General features: G+C 31.5%; 9 protein-coding genes. 1 reads left to right on the forward strand and 8 read right to left on the reverse strand.

Features of this window, described 5'->3' with window-relative positions; genetic code table 11:
* Positions 1-95 precede the first annotated feature (95 nt).
* A complete protein-coding gene (locus tag JNUCC51_RS10225) occupies positions 96-977 on the forward strand; it encodes a DMT family transporter (RefSeq protein ID WP_337991897.1) in 882 nt (293 codons plus the stop codon).
* Positions 978-1,020: 43 nt separating this feature from the next.
* Here JNUCC51_RS10225 and JNUCC51_RS10230 read toward each other — a convergent pair whose 3' ends face one another.
* From JNUCC51_RS10230 to JNUCC51_RS10265, 8 genes are all read right to left on the reverse strand, one after another.
* Positions 1,021-1,590: a YitT family protein gene (locus JNUCC51_RS10230; RefSeq protein ID WP_337991898.1), complete on the reverse strand. Its 570-nt coding sequence runs from the start codon at positions 1,588-1,590 to the stop codon at positions 1,021-1,023.
* Positions 1,591-1,820: 230 nt separating this feature from the next.
* Positions 1,821-2,342, reverse strand: coding sequence for a DUF2179 domain-containing protein (locus JNUCC51_RS10235; protein ID WP_134022831.1), 522 nt, complete (start codon positions 2,340-2,342; stop codon positions 1,821-1,823).
* A gap of 217 nt (positions 2,343-2,559) precedes the next feature.
* A complete protein-coding gene (locus tag JNUCC51_RS10240) occupies positions 2,560-3,603 on the reverse strand; it encodes a GntG family PLP-dependent aldolase (RefSeq protein ID WP_337991899.1) in 1,044 nt (347 codons plus the stop codon).
* Positions 3,604-3,627: 24 nt separating this feature from the next.
* Complete coding sequence (locus JNUCC51_RS10245; RefSeq protein WP_337991900.1) at positions 3,628-4,671, reverse strand: cysteine synthase family protein; 1,044 nt, start codon at positions 4,669-4,671, stop codon at positions 3,628-3,630.
* Positions 4,664-5,584, reverse strand: coding sequence for a GHMP family kinase ATP-binding protein (locus JNUCC51_RS10250; RefSeq protein ID WP_337991901.1), 921 nt, complete (start codon positions 5,582-5,584; stop codon positions 4,664-4,666). Before JNUCC51_RS10250 ends, JNUCC51_RS10245 begins: the two co-directional genes overlap by 8 nt.
* Complete coding sequence (locus JNUCC51_RS10255) at positions 5,581-7,080, reverse strand: lyase family protein (protein ID WP_337991902.1); 1,500 nt, start codon at positions 7,078-7,080, stop codon at positions 5,581-5,583. The genes JNUCC51_RS10250 and JNUCC51_RS10255 overlap by 4 nt, the downstream gene beginning before the upstream one ends.
* Positions 7,028-11,035: a non-ribosomal peptide synthetase gene (locus tag JNUCC51_RS10260; protein WP_337991903.1), complete on the reverse strand. Its 4,008-nt coding sequence runs from the start codon at positions 11,033-11,035 to the stop codon at positions 7,028-7,030. Before JNUCC51_RS10260 ends, JNUCC51_RS10255 begins: the two co-directional genes overlap by 53 nt.
* A 16-nt stretch (positions 11,036-11,051) precedes the next feature.
* Positions 11,052-19,199 carry an amino acid adenylation domain-containing protein gene (locus JNUCC51_RS10265; protein WP_337991904.1) on the reverse strand — a complete coding sequence of 2,716 codons (8,148 nt, stop codon included), beginning with the start codon at positions 19,197-19,199 and terminating at the stop codon, positions 11,052-11,054.
* Positions 19,200-19,424 lie beyond the last annotated feature (225 nt).

The following is a 19,424-nucleotide window of genomic DNA, read 5'->3' on the forward strand; positions in this document are numbered from 1 at the left end:
TGGAATAAGTACAAAAAACGCCTGAATTTTTAGAATTAAAATCAAACTATTCTCTTCCATCTCATGCTATTCTATTGAAGTTAGGAGGAAGAATGATGAAAAAGTACATAGCTGATGGTATGCTATTAGTCACTGCAATCGTTTGGGGTAGCGGTTTTGTTATAACGGCTATTGCATTAGAATATTTAACAGCCTATCAAGTAATGGCAGGTAGATTCTTATTAGCTTCGATTATACTGACAGTCTTATTTGGATATAAATTAAAAAAAGCTTCAAAATCAGTTATTTGGAAAGGTATTTTGTTAGGAAGCATCTTGTATATTGCCTTTGCCCTTCAGACAGTAGGGTTACAATATACAACACCATCTAAAAATGCATTTTTAACCGCTGTCAATGTCATTATTGTACCGTTAATTGCGTTTGCGGTTTACAAGCGTCGTATAGATGGCTATGAGATTATCGGTTCGATTATAGCTATAGTTGGTATTGGTTTTTTATCTTTGCAGGGCTCTCTAACAATGAATATCGGAGATGCACTTTCCTTAGCATGTGCTGTCGCATTCGCTTTCGATATTTTTTGTACGAACCTTTTTGTACAAAAGGAAGATGCCATTGCCCTGACGATTATTCAATTTATCACAGCATCTTTTATAGGTGTCTTGGTCGTAGTCGGTCAAGGCGATATCCCGACCACCATTGAAAAAGAAGCAATCTATTCAATCATTTATTTAGCCATTTTTTCAACTACTCTCGCTTATCTTTTTCAAAATATTGCAAATCAATATACATCTGCTACAAAAGCAGCTATTATCCTGTCTACAGAATCCTTCTTCGGCATGGTATTATCCGTTATATTCTTACATGAGGTATTAACAAGTCGTATGGTTATAGGGGCAATACTGATTTTACTCGCCATATTAATTGCAGAAGTAAAGCCTGCACATCCTAAAAAACGAATGATGAAGAGCTCTCAATAACAATTTTCGAAATAGTTTCAGTCCTACTGAAGCTATTTTTTTATTAAACACGGCTGGTCATGATACTTGTAGTAATCCCTGCTACCAAAATTGTAATAATAGAAAGCAATAATGTATTAGAAGATAAAAGCAATCCCCCTATAACGATGACGATTGAATCTATCATAAAAATAAGTATCCCTACATTAATTCCAGTTTTATCACTTAAAAATTGTGCAATCAAATCTGTACCACCAGTGCTTGTCTGAAATCTAAGCATCAAACCCACACCAAAACCCATAAGTACCCCTCCAAATATGGCGCTATAGAGGGCATCTACATGAATAAGATTGCGGACGGACTTGAGTAAATCGATACTAAGTGAATATGCGAATAATCCATGAATACTATTGTAAAAATACGCTCTGTATTTATACCAAGAAATAACGAAAATCGGAATACTAATAATGATGATCATTAAACCTATTTTAAGCCTATATATATAATGTAAAATAAGCGCTATTCCTACAACGCCCCCATCTAAAATTTGATAGGGCGTTAAGAATAAATTAATTCCTAATGCTACCGCGGCACTTCCTATAAGAATGACCAAGCCTTTCGTAACAAAATACATAAAACCCCCCTCCGGGACTTAGCATGTTTTTATAGTATGAAAAAATCTATTTGAACATGTTATCATTCACGTCTGTCGGTGTAATAGTAGTGTTATTTTTTATCGAGCTTGGTCGCTAAATTTCTCATATTTAATTAAAAAGATGACTGCAATACGTTGTCTCGGTACATTGTGTGGACAAAAAAAATACCCTTCTGCATATAAACAAAAGGGATGTGTTAAAGAAAATACTATTTGTGTTTTACCTTCATTCGATCCAGCAAGAATCCACCTTTAAATGATTTGGGCTCGTACGAAATAATAAAAGCATTCGGTTCATAATGCTCAACAATTTGGAACAATTCCGTCTCACGATTTCTCTTTGTTAATATTTCATATTTATAGCGATTACTATCTCGTCCCTCACCAATGTAAATCGTGACAGCAAATCCTTCATGCCGAAGAAATTTCACAAGTTCCTCATTCTTATTTTGCGTATTAATGGTCGTATAAACATAGCCAATCGCTAGTTTACGTTCAATTTTGGCCCCTAAAAATATACCTAACCCAAAGCCGACTGCATAAAAGACCATAGCTAACATACTTTGCTTCCCACTAAAAACGAGTGAAAGGCCAAATACATACACTAACATTTCCAACATACCGAATATGGCGGCAAGGAAAGTAACATTCTTCACTAAAAGTATTGTACGTAACGTTAAAAAGGGTACATAAATTAATTGAAGTATTAATATCAGAAATATACTTTGCATTTGTAAGAAACCTTTCAAAAAGTAGTTTTATATTCTATAAATATATGTTGAGACATCCACTTGCATTCTAATTAAGATGTATCTATTTTCTAGATTCCCTAACAATAAAAATTTAAACATCTACTTTTTATAAAAAAATGCCATCTACTATAGAAGTAGATGACATTTTTTTATTATAGAAATCCTTTAAGCTTCCCCATGCGTCTTTGTTATAAATCTATGCTGGTATACAATACAAAGACTCTATTGTTTTTATTGTATCATTTATATCTTTTTGTGTAATATGACGATGAACAACTGCTCTAATTCTATTGTGACCCATCTCCGAAAATTGAACTCCATTTTTTTTCATTTCATTAATAAACTCAAAACAAGAAATATTTAACCCCGTTACATCGAAACTAACAATATTAGTTTCGACCAAATCTGGATTTATATTAATTCCTTTTATTGTTGAAAGGCCTTCAGCTAGTATTTTAGCATTAGCATGATCAATTTCTAATCTGTTTACCATAGATTTTAAAGCTACTAATGCAGGAGCAGCAATGATTCCGGATTGTCGCATCCCTCCCCCTAACATTTTTCTTATTCTTCTAACCTTTTCAATAAACAAACGATTACCAGCTACTATTGAACCGACTGGCGCAGAAAGGCCTTTCGATAAACAAAACTGTATCGAATCCACATATTTAGTTATTTCCTTTATATCTATACCAAGAGAAATTGATGCATTAAATATTCTGGCCCCATCCATATGAATTGGTACATCTTTTTTAGCGGCAAATTCTGCGACTTCTCGCAAGTAATTTAATGGTAATACCCTTCCTCCACATCTATTATGACTATTTTCTAAACAAATTAGTGCTGGTAAGGCGTATTGTGAATCTTCTTTATCTACAGGAAATCCCTTTTCTAAATCAGGAATACTTAAACTCCCATCAGCTTGTGTTGGTATTGGCTCATATACTATACCACCACATACGGAAGCTCCCCCAGCTTCATATATATAAATATCTGATTCATTTCCCACTAAAACCTTTGAGCCTCTAGGGCAGTGTGCAAGTATTGATGATAAATTCGCCATCGTTCCACTGGGCATAAAACAAGCAGACTCCATTCCTACAATTTGAGCTGCGACACTTTCCAGAGTATTGACTGTGATATCTTCTCCGTATACGTCATCGCCTAATTCTGCATTTAATATAGATTTAAACATTTCTTCGGTAGGTAATGTAACAGTATCACTAATAAAATTTATCATTTTCTCCTCCTATATTTTTTTCTATTAAACTGTCTCTAAAGTTTTGACTTTTTTTAGATTTACAAAAGTCCAGTTATTAAAAACTTCGATTTTATTCTCTTTTTTAGGATTAAGATTTAAATGATTTTTGCTAAGTGAAAATTTATTGTAAAAATCGTCATCATAAATAGTTTCAAAATAACGATCTCCTCGGTCAGGGAATATACATAGAATATTTAAATCAACATTTATATTCCTACTCAACCAACGACTTACGGCGTATACACTCCCAGAACTGTTTCCTGCAAATATTTTTTCCTGAGATGCTAGCTCTCTCGTCCAATTAAACGCCTCTTCATCATTAAGCCAATGAACATAATCTATAAGAGAATGATCTACATTTTTAGGCTGTATACTATTGCCTAAGCCACTCTGCAATCGTTTGGGATTATCATTTTGGAGAAATATTGAGCTTCCAATTGCGTCAACGCCAACAACTTTAATATTTGGATTCCTTTTTTTCAGTGCCTTAGCAGTCCCGCATAGTGAGCCACCACTCCCTACTGAACCAACCAAATAATCTATTTTACCTATTTTTTCAACTGCTTCATCAGCAAGGGCATTATACGCATTAGGATTATTAATATTCTCATATTGTTGAGGCCAAAAGGCATTAGGCATACGTTCAAGTAATTTGTTAAGATAAATCAGTCGAGCTTTTTGCCATCCTCCTATCTTTTCCATCTCATTAACCACATGAAGATTTGCACCTAAAGCTTTTAATTTCCTTTTTGTTAAACTGTCAATCCTTGGATCTGTTACAATGTGTACCTCATGGCCCAAGTATGTTCCTACTAATGCAAGACCTAAAGCCATAGTTCCAGAAGAACTCTCTATAATCGGAGCTCCATCCAGAAGTAATCCATCTTCTTTTGCTTTTAAAATGATATTTTTCGCTACCCTATCCTTCATTCCATAAGGATTTTGTAATTCTAATTTCCCATAGACGTTTGCTAGAGCTTTTGAATCAAGCGTCAAAGATATGAGGGGTGTTTCTCCAATTATGTCTAGAATGCTATTCTTATACATGAAATTTCTCCTTTATATGCTGTACCTTTGTATTAAATAAACGCACATCATATCCAAGTTTTTTCAATTCGTACTCACCCTGTTTTACTTTCCAATCATGTTGTGTATCTAATTGCGATAAAAGTATGCCAATGTATGTCCCACTATGGGCAGTAATAACACCTAAGCCATTAATGGCGCTATTTATCCGCTTTATATCTTCGAATGTCCTTTTTGGGTGTAAAGATTGATTTATAAGAGCACTACGGCTTGCCACTTCACCGATTAAAGTCATATCATTATTTAAAATTCCACTTGTGATCTTACTTAACAAGTTTTCATACTCTTTCTTTTCCTCTTTATTAAAAGGTTTTGCTTTTTTATTAAACTCTATTGTTTCAACTTCTCCCCCTTCGTCAATTCCTAGTATTGTCATAGGGGGGCATTCACCAATATATTTCATCAACTTTACTTCTTTATGGTAATAAGAAACAATTCCATCGTACATAATGCCATCTGTGGGTTCGATTTCTCGAATTAAGCGCTCTAAAACATCAACTGGAATGCTCAAATTGTAATAATTTTCAATAGCTCTAGCAGTAGCAATCATGTCAGCAGTTGAGCTTGCTAATCCCTTCCCCTCTTCTAGTTCACTTTTTATTAATATATCTCCTCCAGTAGGTAGTTTATAAAATGACAATATTTTCGAAGCAAGTATTGCTGACTTTTTTTTAGACATTGGAAGTATACGGATTGAATCTGTATCTCTAGCATAAAAATAACAGTATGAATAACTTTCAATAGGTAGAGTAACTAAAAAATCAGAATCATCAGATAAAACGCCTTGCAACAATTCACCAAAAGTTCCGTTTGCTTTTCCGACTCCCCTCTTAGGTTTAGAGGGCATATCTAATTTTTTATTGTTAGCTATCATAGTTTAATCCCCTTTAAGGGAGTCCATTTATCAATGGATTGAGAAGATGTTCTAATTTTATTCGTGATTTGAGAAAATTTATCCTGATAGTTATTGTATACTGCCCATTGATTTTTTATTATTTCCTTTACACTTTCAGGATGTGTTGATCCTTTAGAATTTTTTCTTGTTAATAATTTATCGATGTCAAAAATTTCAACTAGTTGTTCCTGGTTGATACTATTACTAAAACCAAATTCATCACATAACTTAGCTAAACTTTCTAAAGAAAGATCATTTAAAGTGTCCTTATTTTGTAAGGATTTAGTTATAAACTTCCCTACAATAACTTGAGAAAGTCGGTAAGGAATTTTATTTTGGATAGTCAGCTGATTTGCTAAAGTAAATCCACCATAATAATCTTTCTGACATTTCTCATATATTTTTTCTTTATCAAACTGGACATTTTCAATAATAATTGAAAACAAATCAATAATATCTTTTGTAGTATTAAACATAGTGTAAAGATTTGAAGAAGCTTCTTTAGATACTTCTACTAAATTTGTAAAAGGTGTATTCCTTTGTCCTAGCAAGAAATCATTATAATAACTTATAACATGGCTAGTCTTCCCTCTGATTCTCTCTAAAATCGGGAAATTTCGTTTCTGGGGCATTGATGATGATATACCTGTTAAATCATCTGGTAAATTAATATATTGATACTCACTACTTCCCCAATTCATAAAATCGGTTAAAATTCTACTTAAATTATTTGTAAAAAAGACAATTGAATCGCCGATTTCTAATATCCAATTCCTTGACGAAACAGAAACCATTGCATGTCCTATGAAGCAATTGAATCCTAAATCATTTGCCGTTTGCTCAACATCCCAAGAGATCTCTTGACCTGCTAACGCACCGCCTCCTAATGGACAGCTTTGATTTAAACTTTCTAAGCAGTGCAGCATTTTTCTTTGAGTTTCTAATAAGTGATGGGAAATTGATGTTAAGTAAAAGCCTACACTAATTATCTGTGCAGCTTGATAATGGGTATAGCCAGGCAAAATTATACTTGAATTTTTTTCAACTAAGTTAATAACCAATTTAAAAAGTTCTTGTATTTTATCTATAATATTAATGTACTGTTCTCTCGCATACATTAATTGACTGCATGCTTGAAAATCGTTTCTACTTCTATCAAGATGCCAATTAGGAACACTTAAAGTCATATTCTCCTCGATTTGCCTTTCTAAAGTAAGAGCAATATCTGTTAAATTTTCTGTAGAGGACTTTTTAAGATTTTCTGACTTTACCGCCTGTATTGCAGCTAATATATTTTCTGTTTCTTCCTTATTTATGAATCCCTGTTCATAATATTGCTTTAATAATACCTTTTCTATTCTTATATAATTAACTAAGTAGTTTTCTAATTCAAAACTGAATTGTGGAAGTAATACTTTTCTTTCATATACTGCTTGAGGTAACTTTGATATCCGACCTGTTACTTCTATTTTCATAGAAATCACCCCTTAATATTTGACTAATCTGTTTACCTAATGTATCAGAATAACGTTTTTCTATAAGTGTATTATGGTTACCTAATATAGGTATTTCGTGTAAAAATCCCGTAGTTCTTTTTTTCCATTCCTCTTTATTCACTAATAAGTGAGGTTGTTGAAAATCTTGTTCAGAGCAATAGAATAGATGCATATCTGATTTTATAGGGCCCGTACATTCATATTGATCACACGCCTCATTATTTGCTCCCATTATATTTAAAACCCTTCTAACGTCTTGAATTTGTGCCGATTCAGGAAATATCCCCTTTTTTTTCGCTGATTTGAGTATTTCATCATATTTTTCTTGTTCTGATAGTTGAGACCAATTTAAAGTGTCAATAGCTAAATTATGAGCCCAGACATCTACCGGTTCTCTTAAAACTACATTTTCATTAGACTTTTGAAATGGGTAGGCATCTATAAGCCCCACAAAATCAACTTCTTGGTTATTTTGTTCAAATATTTTAGCCATTTCAAATGCTATTGTTCCACCCATCGACCAACCTGCTAAGCTGTATGGTCCGTGTGGTTGAATTTTCTGTACTTCGTTAACGTAACATTTTGCCATTATTTTTATATCTAATATTGGTTTTTCATCACTTTCATATCCTACTGACTGTATACCATAAATAGAAAAGCTTTTAGTTATAGCATTTGCAAGAGGCATATAGCACAGAATACCGCCCCCACCTGGATGGATTAAAAATAATTTTTTTCCACTATGATTATTAACTTTTAAAAGAGATACAACACTACTTTTTTTATTTAAACTACTGTTAGCATTAGAAATGTAATTTGCAATATTTTCGATTGTTCGCTTTGAAAATAATAATGAAAGTGGTAATTCCATATTCAACACTTTTTTGATTGATCCCATAAGTTCAAGAGCCTTAATACTGTGTCCCCCTATATCAAAAAAGTCATCATCTATGCTAATATCCTTTAATTTCAGGACATCCTTCCAGATTAACAATAGTTTCTTTTCTAAATCGCTCGTCGGGAGTTTTTTGCATGAGTTCGCTAGGTCATTTTTTTCAAGGGGCAATTCGCTTTTAATCACTTTCCCGTTATTTGATTTAGGAATAACTTCAACAAAAGTAATGTTTTTAGGAATCATATAAAATGGTAATTCCATCGATAATCGATTTTTAATTTCTTTTGCATTTATCATGTATCCGTCTTTCAATTTCAAAAAGAGGAAGATATCTTTTTCCGAATCAATTTCTTCCACCATAACAAATGCTTCATCAATTTCTGCGTTTCTAAGAGCAGCATCTTTAATTTCTTGTAGATCAATTCGGAAACCTCGAACTTTCACTTGATTATCTCTTCTAGAGATAAACATAAGTGAACCATCGTTTAACTGCTGAACTATATCACCTGACTTATAAAAACGGCTTTTACATCCATTTATATCTATATCAAGGAAAGATTTATTAGATAACAAAGTGCTCCCTAAATACCTCAATGCGACACAAGGTCCGCCAATATATAGTTCTCCCTTTGAACCTTGTGGGACGGGTTGCATTGTTTCATCTAAAATTAAAAAATCATGGCTTTCAAATGGTTTACCTATAGGTACAGAATGAAACTGTCTTTCCGATTGGCATATATGAAAAGACGCGGCGACAGTTGTTTCTGTAGGTCCATACATATTTATGAGTGTTGCACTATTCTTCATTGTTTTATAAAATCTATCAACAAGTTGTTGGCTTAATATATCTCCACCTGTAAAAATATATTTTAATTTTTTTAGTTCATTAAATTTAGTTAATTCAAGTAAATTATTAATCAAGCTATGAAATAGTTGAGCTCGAGTAATCCCCTCTTGAAGAAATAAATTAGCAAGATATTCAATATCAAATTGCTTTTCATGTTCAGTTAGCACAAGTGTATTACCACTCAACAATGTACTGAAAATTTCAGTTATTGAAGCATCAAATGCAAAAGTTATATTCTGCAATACAATTTCATTTTGTTCAAAAGGAAATTCCTTTAAGTAGCTGGTAATATGACTAACTAGGGAAGAATGAGAAATACACACCCCTTTTGGTCTCCCTGTAGATCCTGATGTATAAATTACGTAGGCCGGAAGTTCACTTGGATTCAAAATATACTCTGATGGAATATAATCTTCATCTCTGTAATTTATTAAAAATTCAGAATCAATTGCATTTACCATACTTTCATCACATTTTTCGTGAGTATCTGACACTATACATACTGAGGAAGAATCATCTAGAATATATGCGATTCGACTTTTAGGAGTTGTATATTCAATGGGCAAATATGCATTCCCGCTTTTTAATATACCTAATATAACAGCAATTTGATTTAAGCCCTTTTTCATCTTTACTGCGATAATTTTACCCGTTCCTATTCCTAAACTCTGTAATCCACTGGCAACTCGCTTAACTCTACAATTTAATTCCTTATAGGTATAATGTTTATTTTTATATTTAAGAGCAATATTATCTCCGTAATCCTTAACAATATTTTCAAACCAATCAGATACATATCTTTGGTTTTCGATATTTGAATAAGTATTTTTTAGAAAAAAATTTATTTCATGCTTAGTCCTAAATTCAATTTTACAAATCGGTAAATCTGGCTTATCCACTATTTCTTTTATAAAGTTTATATAGTGTTGTGCAAACCTATCAATAGTCTCCATATCGAAAGTATCAGCATTAAACTCAATTTCTCCAAAACCATTATCTTTATGTGTCGACACATACAAAGCAAAATCAAACTTTGAAGTGTCAGTATTGATTTTTTTCTCTATAATTTCTAATTCTTGATCATCGGAACCTTCCTGGCGTTCATTATATGTAAAGAGGGTTTGAAAGATGGGATTCTGGCTAACTTCTCTTTCAGGATTAACTTCTTCAACAATACGCTCGAAAGGAATCTCACTACACTCATAGATCTTCAAAAAGGTCTTTTGGACTTCTTTCATGACATTTTTAAAAATACTATACGGCTTTATGTGTAAACGAACTGGAAGTGTATTAACAAAAAAACCAATCAAATCATGGGTAAAGGCCAGTTTTCTATTAGCTACCGGAGTTCCTACAATAATGTCCTTTTCACCTGAATAACGATATAACAAAACTTGAAACGCGGAGAGAAAGAAATTATTAAGTGTGGTTCCTTGAGCACCCGTATAATCCCTTACCTTTTTAACCAAATCAATTGGAAAAGCAAATTTATAATTACTTCCTATATTAGATTTATCATTACTACCTGTTAATTTATATGGCATTTCAATTGGGGAAGGAGGATTCTTTAAGTATTCTTTCCAAAAATCAATTTTTTTGTTATTAGATGCGTCTTCTAACATTTCTTTTTCCCAATTAGCAAAATCTGCATACTGTAAATCTAATGGTTCTATTTCATAATCCTCATTATTTTTGATGGATTGATAGATTAGTAAAAAGTCCTTTTTCAATACATCAACTGACCATGCATCAAATATAATATGGTGGACATTTAGTAATAAAATATGTTGTCGTTGATCTATCTTAATAAGTTCATATTGCATCAAAGGTCCTTTTTTTAAATCAAAAGTTTTGATGGCAAATTTTTTAAAATAGGATTCCAAACTTTCGTTCCGTAATATATCTTCTTTCAAAGTCATTTTGAGCTTTTGGATAGGTGGATAAAGAGAAACTCGTTGGACGAGTTCCTCCTCAATTTCCACAAAAGTTGTTCGTAACACTTCATGGCGTTCCAATAGTAAACTAAAAGTCTTTTCCAATAATTCCGTCTTCAATAGTCCATTTATTTTAAAAGATAAAGGTATATTGTATACAGGACTATCGGGATACAATTGTTCTGCAAACCAAATCCTTTTCTGACCAAAAGAACTAGGGAGATGATAAAATGCACTACTTTCATTTATATTTTCCACAAATCATACCTCCTACTTACTCCGTTTGTATTATTCTTTTCACTTTTCTCACTTCTTTTAAAGCTTTTACGTCCCTATTTTTTTGAGACATATAAACAGCTAAGGTTTTTATTGTCGGATACTTAAAGATGTCTATTACATTAACGTCCTGATGCAACTTCTTTTTTATTTGAACGATCAATTTCAAAATTAACAATGAATGACCGCCTAGTTCAAAAAAATTGTCTTCTGGAGAAATTGCATTTACACCTATAACTTCTTCCCAAATTGCTTTAAGACTCAATTCCAATTCTGTTTCAAAAGAAATTGCTTTTTTCTTAAGTAGAGTTTGTTTTCTTGTAATATCTAAAAGCTTTTCTTTATCTATTTTCCCATTTTTTGTTATTGGCAACTTTTCAAGAATAAAAAATCGGCTTGGAATCATAATTGATAATAATTCATTTTTTAATTTTATTCGTAATAAATCCGTATCTAATACTTCATTCTCTTTTAATACTAAGAATGCAAATAAAGTTTTTTTGCCATTATAAATGGTATCAATCACTACGCACTCCGCAATTTCATTTTCCTTTAACAAACTTATACTGATTTCATTTTTGTTTATACGTACTCCGTTAATTTTTACTTGATCATCCATTCTACCTAATATCTCAACAGAACCATCAATTCTATACCTTCCTAAATCGCCTGTTTTATAAATTAAATCTTCAGGGTTATTAGTATAAGGATTAACCTTAAATGTTTCTCCTTCGCCTATATACCCTTTTGTCATATAAGGTGACCTTATATGGATAGATCCCGCCTCTCCGATTCCACACATTTCATCCGACGGGGTAAGTATTAACAATTGAGCATCGTTAATAGGGAAACCAATTGGCATAACATCATTTACTTCCGTGGTAGAAACTTGATAAAAACTCTTTGCTAAAGTTGATTCAGTTTGGCCATAAAAATTGTTTATTTGTGCACTTGTTATTAGCCTTACCATATCAACTAACTTTTTAGTTAATGGTTCTCCTGCAAAGAAGATATGTCGGAGTTTACCTAAGTGCTCTTTACAACTGGTATTTGAGAGCCAATATTTTGTTAAACTAGGAACACCATGTAAGAGAGTGATTTCATTTTTGTGTAACCAATCGATTATATCTTCTTGATTGTTTGGTATACACAGAGTTGCTCCACTGGTCAAAGGTAAGAAAATATCTCTCAAATATACATCAAAAGTAATATTTGTAAGTTGAGCACTCCTATCTTGAACTCCTACGTCAAACTCCTTCTTTTGCCAATCGATAAACTGCGATAAACCATTATGTGTACCTAAAATTGGCTTTGGTAATCCCGTGGTGCCTGAAGTAAAAAATATATATGCATTTTCTGTTTGCTTTGATAAATGCATTTCATTTTCTTGTTTAAAATGTTTATTGGCTTTTTCCATTTCAACATTATATATTTTTTTGATGTTTAGTGACTTAAATACATTATGATTTGCAGTTGGAATATCTGCTGCTTTCAATATTGTCTCTATTTCTATTTTTTGTAGCATTTTTTCTAATCTCTTAGGTGGTATAGAATCATCTAGATTAACAAAAGTTGCTCCTATCTTGAGTACTGCACAAATGCTTACAATAGTATTTATATTCTTGCTGCCATATATACCTACAATTTCATCTGATTTAATACCTAATTGAATTAAATCTGCTGCTCTATTTTTAATCATTAAACTAAGTTCTTTATAAGAAAGTTTAATTAAACCTGCTTCAATTGCTGTTTTTTCAGGAAGTTTTTTTGCCCATCTATCAATCTCTTCTATAACAGATGGATAAGTTTTCTTTTGGATTGTACTAGTTGGGTTTGGCAGAATCTTCTTTGAATAATCTGTAACAGCTAACATCTTTTCTATTGTTATAAGTGGGTTTTCTATATAATTTTCAATGAAACTCTTGTACTGATTCAAAAACTCTTTCATTCTTTCATTGGAATACAAATCATTTCTATAAGCCAATTTAAAAATATATTCTTTTTCACATTCTTCAATGTAAAGAGTCATAAAAAACTTGGATGGTATATTATCAACTTCAATTTCATCAAATAGTGACATATTTATATCATTATGCTTATCAAACTTTCTAAAATTGATCAGAACATCAAAAATGGGATTTCTATTTAATTTTCTTTCTAATTGTAATTCTTCTACTAACTTTTCAAATGGAACATCTTGATTTTCAAATAAATCAACTATAGTTGTTTTTACATTTAACATGTACTCTTCAAATGATAGATGATCATTTACATAAGTTCTTATAGGAAGTGTATTTAAATATAAACCAAAAGCATTTTCTAACTCTTCTCTATTCCGATTAATAAGTGGTGTCCCCAAAATTACATCTTTTTGATTAGACATTTTCGAAAGTGAAATTGAGAAATAGCCTAGTAAAATCATAAAAGGGGTTACCTTCAGCTTCTTGCAAATCATCCTTAATTTTTGTGAGGTACTTTCTGATAAAGCACTTTTAACTATAGTATTTTCTTCTACACTTTCTGTTCCTCTATTAATATTCTCGAGTGGTAAATGTACGTTAGGTTGAAAATTTCTAAGTTGATTTTTCCAATATAAAAGTTGTTTCTCAAGTAACAGAGTTGTATTATTTTTCTGCCAGAGAGTATAGTCTATATATTGAACAGGTTCCTTTTGAAGAAACTTATAATCTTCAATACACAATTGACTTAATTCTTCTTTAAAAATCTTCAAAGACCAACCATCACAAACAATATGGTGAAACGTCAAAATCAATATGTCATGTTTCGGAGTTTTTACTAATAAACCCCTTATTAATGGCTCATCCTCAATTTTAAACTTATAACTTAATTCTTTTTGAATTAAAGTATGAATATCTTCACTATTTACGGTAGTATTTCTTAAGTCCATTTCATAACTGGATTTCTTCACTTGCTGCTTTGGTATACCCTTATTTTCAATAAAAACTGTACGTAAGGAATAATGTCGTTTTAATAATCTGTTTAGGTTCTTTTCTAAAGTACTCTGATCTATCGGCAGGTTACACTTTAATATCAAAGGAACGTTGTATAAGTTGTTTGTATTTAACTTATCTAAAAAGTAAATTCTTTTTTGGGCATCCGATAATTCATATAGTTCTCCCTCAATAGATTTTTTTTCTATTTGATGGTATTCACTTGAATTTTTTTCTTGTTCTTCAATCAATCGAGCAATACTTACGATAGTCGGATTTTCAAATAGAGTTTTCACCTTTAATCTGGAGTTAAATTTCCGGTTCATTTCCGCAACTATTTGAACAGCTAATAATGAATGTCCACCCAGTTCAAAAAAGGAATCATGTGTACCGATTTTATTGAGATTCAAACGACTTTTCCATACTTGCAGAATTTCGTTCTCTAATTTATTTTTTGGTTCTATAAAAAGCTCGTTTTTAATTAAGTTATCTTCAGTAGGTATAGGTAAAGCTTTTCTGTCTACCTTCCCATTTTGATTAAAGGGAAAAGAAACCATCTCAATATAATGAGTCGGAACCATGTATTCCGGTAACGTACGTTTTAATTCTTCATTTATTTCTATTTGATTCAAGGAAGATTGATTGTTGTCAATGATATAATAAGCTATTAGAGTTTCCATTCTTTTTAAAACAATAGCATCTTTTATTGCTTTAATATTTTTAATGCTAGACTCAATTTCTCCTAATTCAACCCGCATGCCTCTTATTTTAACTTGGTTATCTTCTCTACCCAGAAACATGATATTTCCATTTTCATCAAGGTAACCTCTATCACCGGTTTTATACATTTTCTCCTGAGGATAAAAAGGATCATCGATAAAAGAATTTAAGGTTTTTTCAGGATTATTCAAATAACCCGTTGCAAGCCCGATTCCCGAAATGAATAAATCTCCAGGAACGCCTACTGGTAAGGGTTGATATCTGTTATCAAGTACATATATTCTGTTATTATCTATTGGCTTTCCTACAGAAACTATTTCTGTTTGTATTTCTTCACTTATTGAAGGGCAATCATAGCATGTGGAATCTATTGAAGCTTCCGTCGCCCCCCAAGAATTAAATAATTTCCCTGGCATTTTACGATAAAAATTTTGTACGAGGTCATTAGTTAAGGCTTCTCCACTGGAAACAACAATTCTTAGTTTATTCAGTTCCTCTCTTTGACTTACTGTGATAGTATCAACAACCATCTGTAACATGCTAGGTACAAATTGAAGTAAAGATACTTTATAGTCTATTGCATATTGGATGATACTAACTGGATCTTTATGTTCTCCAGGTGGGATTAATGCGATACTTCCTCCTACCATTAAAGGCCAAAAAAACTCAACAGCAGCATCATCAAACGTCAGAGTGGTTTTTTGCAAAACTGTTTCATTTTCTTTTAAATTGTGTTTGTTTTGCATCCAGCACATCCGATTCACCCAACCAACGTGAGTATTACACACACCCTTAGGGTTTCCTGTTGAGCCAGATGTATAATAAATAGAAACCAATTGATCAGGACTTATTTCTATATCAGGCTTATGGTAACTATATCTGTTTATATCTTGTTTCATCTTCAATAGCGATATTGCTTCAATATCATTATCAAAATGATTATCATAAGATTCTGTAAAAATGATAGATGATTGAGCATCTTTTAAAATTAATTTGACTCTATTAGGTGGCAATTCTGTATCCAAAGGAACATATGCTCCTCCAGCTTTTAAAATACCTAACAATGCAATTACAAGATTTAAAGATCGTGGAATTTGCACTCCAATAGTACTGTTTTTTTGAACTCCCTTATTAATTAGCATATTTGCTACTTGATTTGATTTGTATTCTAGTTCTTTATAAGTTATTGTTTTACCTTCATATATAGCTGCTATGTGATTTGGTGTCTTAAGTACTTGTTGTTCGAACAATTCATGCAAACAAACTTTAGGAAATTCAACCTGTGTATCATTTAAATCGTAAATTATGTTCCTTTGTTCTTTAGTTGAAAGTAAAGAAAGGTGGTCTATTACAAAATCAGGATTTTCTAGCGCTGATTTCATCAGATTGATGAATATTCTCGAAAATCTTTCAATTGTTTGCTTATTAAACAAACTTTTACGGTATTCCCATCTACCCACTAGTTTTGCATCTTTTCTTTCTATATATAACGTTAAATCGAATTTAGCTGTTCCAGTGTGAATTGATTTAACTTTACTTACTTTCATTTGAAGATTTTTATTTTCAATATTTATGGGTATATCCTGGAACGCAAACATATATTGGAAAAAAGGTGAATTCTGTTGAAATCTTTCAGGTTTGATTTCTTCAACAACCTTTTCAAAAGGAATTTCATCATTCGATAATGCTTCAATTGTAGTTGTCTTAATTTGTTTCAATAAATCTTTAAAAGTTATGCTCTTATCTAATTTATCTCTGATCACTACAGTATTCACAAACATACCAATTAATTTTTCGAAGTCTACGTTTTTTCTGCCGAAAACTGGCATACCAACAGAAATATCGTTTTGTTGAGACAAACGATATATAAAAATTTTAAATATAGACATCAAACCCATACTGAGTGTTGCATGATTTGATTCAGTGAATTTTTTTAGTTGTTCAATAAGCCCGATATCTAATTCAAATTCCCATTCATCACCTTCATTGGTAACTTCACTTACTTGAGATCCAGGAACTAAACGAGTCTGTTTAGCTGTCTTAGAAAGCTTATTTTTCCAGTAACCCAATTGTTCGGTAGCCTCAGAAGATAGCAAAAATTTCTCTTGGTAATCAATATAATCATTATAATTAAAATTATTTTCGCCTTTAGGTTCGCGTTTTTTTTCCATTGCCTCATAGTTTTTTAATAGTTCTTCTACAAATACAGAACAAGACCAACCATCAAAAATGATATGATGCAAGTTGAAATAAAAGATAAAACTAGTTTCTGATATTTTATACAGTTTAAAATCATATAACTTCTCGCTGATATCAAATCCTTTTTTGGCTTCAAATTGTAGTAAATCAAGTATCTGTTCACTCTTTCTTTTCTCTACATCTATTACGCTTAACCTTTCAATAGCAGTTAAGGATTGCTTTTGGTGAGGAACTCCATCTTTATTAATAAATTTACTTCGGAGAATATCTTGCTGTTTTAATAATAAGTTCAGACTTTTTTCAAAACGGTTGATATCTAACTCCCCATTTATTTCAATATAATTAGGCACATTATATAAGGGGCTGTCTCCTTCTAATTCATTAAGAAACCATAGTCTTTTTTGCGAAGCGGATAGAATACCTTTCGTTCCCTTTCCTGAGGGTTCAATAAACGATTCTTCTTTATTTAAACTTTTTCTATTAAGTGAAATGTATTCAGTTAGCTTCTTTATTGTAGGTAATAAAAAAGTTGTATCCATATTTAAAACAATGCCCAATTCTTTTTTCATTCTAGAAATAAATCTAAATACAAAAATAGAATTGCCACCTAAGTCTAAAAATGAATCATTTATACCAATTCCCTTAACTTTCAACAGATCTTCCCATATCAAACAAATTTTTTCTTCCAATTTATTTTGAGGTATTTCTACCTCTGAGAGGATTTTACGTAGAATAGGCTTAGGGAGATTCTTTCTATCAATTTTCCCGTTTGATGTTAGAGGAAGTTTTTCAATGTCCATAAAATATGTTGGAATCATATAATCCGGGAGACTATTTTGAAGAAACTTTCTAAAATCTATTACACTTAAATCGATATTTTCCCTTAATACAACATATGCACATAAAGACTTAATTCCAGGCGAATGTTCAAAAGCTGTTACAACAACATCTTTAACCATAGAATGGCAAAGTATTTGATGTTCGATTTCCCCTATCTCAACTCTATATCCATGAATTTTAATCTGTTCGTCTATTCTTTCCAGAAACTCTAACTGACCTTCTGTGTTCCAATAAACTAAGTCGCCAGTTTTGTACATTTTTTCCCCGATAATAAAAGGATTTTCAACAAATTTTTCTTCATTTAACTTTGGTCTATTCAAATAACCTAACGCAATTCCATCTCCACCTATATATAATTCTCCTGGAACACCTATAGGTTGAGGTTCTTTGTTTTCATTTAGGCAATAAACTATAGTATTGTTTACAGGCCTTCCAATAGGAACTCTGTTTAAATTTTCTAGGCTATTATTAACTAAATAGCTAGTTGATATACACGTCCCTTCCGAGGGACCATAACCGTTAATCAACCTATCTTCTCCTAGATAATCTAGAGCTTTTTTAACGTGATTATAAGAAGCTTGCTCTCCTCCAAAACAAATCTTTTTCACATTATCCAAACAAGATAAGTTTTCTTCTACAATAGCATTGAAAAAAGGAACAGTCATAAAGCTAAAGGTAATGTTTTGTTTTCTTATAATGTCTGCCATGCAATTTATATCCATTATTTTATCTTTGCTAATTAATACTAATTTCGCTCCATTTAATAGTGCATGAAATATTTCAAAAGTCGAACCATCAAAAGCATAATTAGATAATTGTAAGATATTGTCACAATCAGAGATTTCTATATAACCATTATTTTTTACCATCTTAATAATATTCTTATTACTAATAACCACTCCTTTAGGGTTACCAGTTGATCCTGATGTATAAATTATATGAAAAGGATCCTTTGGGCTAATTTCAACGTTGGGATTTTCATCGTTATTATTCTTATTAATTTTAATTTCATGGACTAGTCCTGAAAATTCAGGAGGTATTACATGTTTATTAGTATTAGTGATCAATAACGCAGTTGCATTACTATCTCTTAAAATATAAGTTATTCTTTGTTGAGGATTAGTTGGGTCTATGGGCAAGTAAACTGCTCCTATTTTAATTAAAGCAAAGATACCAATTATCATTTCAAATGATCTATCCGTTAATAAGCCAACTACTTGTCCTTTAATTATTCCCTTTTCACTTAATACATTTGCCAGGTTATTTATTGCATCATTTAACTCTTGATATGTTAAATTTTCATCCTCATATGATAAGGCAACTTTTTTAGGTAACCTTTGTACTTGTTCTTCAAATATTTCCGCTACTGATTTATGGGAAGGATATTTAACCCTTGTCAAATTATATTCATCTATGTTCCCCATTTTTAACCCCATAATTTGCACTCCTTCAACTTATATTATTTAGATTTCTTACAATTAAACCTATCTGGACATATTCTTTTATAAAATATCTCTGAATTGTATTTATTATTTATTTTATTTTCTAATCAATATTTATGAATCCGTATATTCCGCAAAATATATCATCTAAATGAATCAGTCTTTATAAAATATTCAAATAAAATTTCATTAAAGGGATTGTTTTTATATAAAAGATAT

Source organism: Lysinibacillus sp. JNUCC 51 (assembly GCF_015999525.1).
In the GTDB taxonomy this organism is placed as follows: domain Bacteria; phylum Bacillota; class Bacilli; order Bacillales_A; family Planococcaceae; genus Lysinibacillus; species Lysinibacillus xylanilyticus.

Coding starts and splice junctions, on each gene's coding strand:
- JNUCC51_RS10255 (WP_337991902.1), bottom strand. CDS start 7,080: ATGAAAATAGAAGTAACAGGTCGGATATCAAAGTTACCTCAAGCAGTA.
- JNUCC51_RS10265 (WP_337991904.1), bottom strand. CDS start 19,199: ATGGGGTTAAAAATGGGGAACATAGATGAATATAATTTGACAAGGGTT.
- JNUCC51_RS10225 (WP_337991897.1), top strand. CDS start 96: ATGAAAAAGTACATAGCTGATGGTATGCTATTAGTCACTGCAATCGTT.
- JNUCC51_RS10250 (WP_337991901.1), bottom strand. CDS start 5,584: ATGATAGCTAACAATAAAAAATTAGATATGCCCTCTAAACCTAAGAGG.
- JNUCC51_RS10245 (WP_337991900.1), bottom strand. CDS start 4,671: ATGTATAAGAATAGCATTCTAGACATAATTGGAGAAACACCCCTCATA.
- JNUCC51_RS10230 (WP_337991898.1), bottom strand. CDS start 1,590: ATGTATTTTGTTACGAAAGGCTTGGTCATTCTTATAGGAAGTGCCGCG.
- JNUCC51_RS10240 (WP_337991899.1), bottom strand. CDS start 3,603: ATGATAAATTTTATTAGTGATACTGTTACATTACCTACCGAAGAAATG.
- JNUCC51_RS10235 (WP_134022831.1), bottom strand. CDS start 2,342: ATGCAAAGTATATTTCTGATATTAATACTTCAATTAATTTATGTACCC.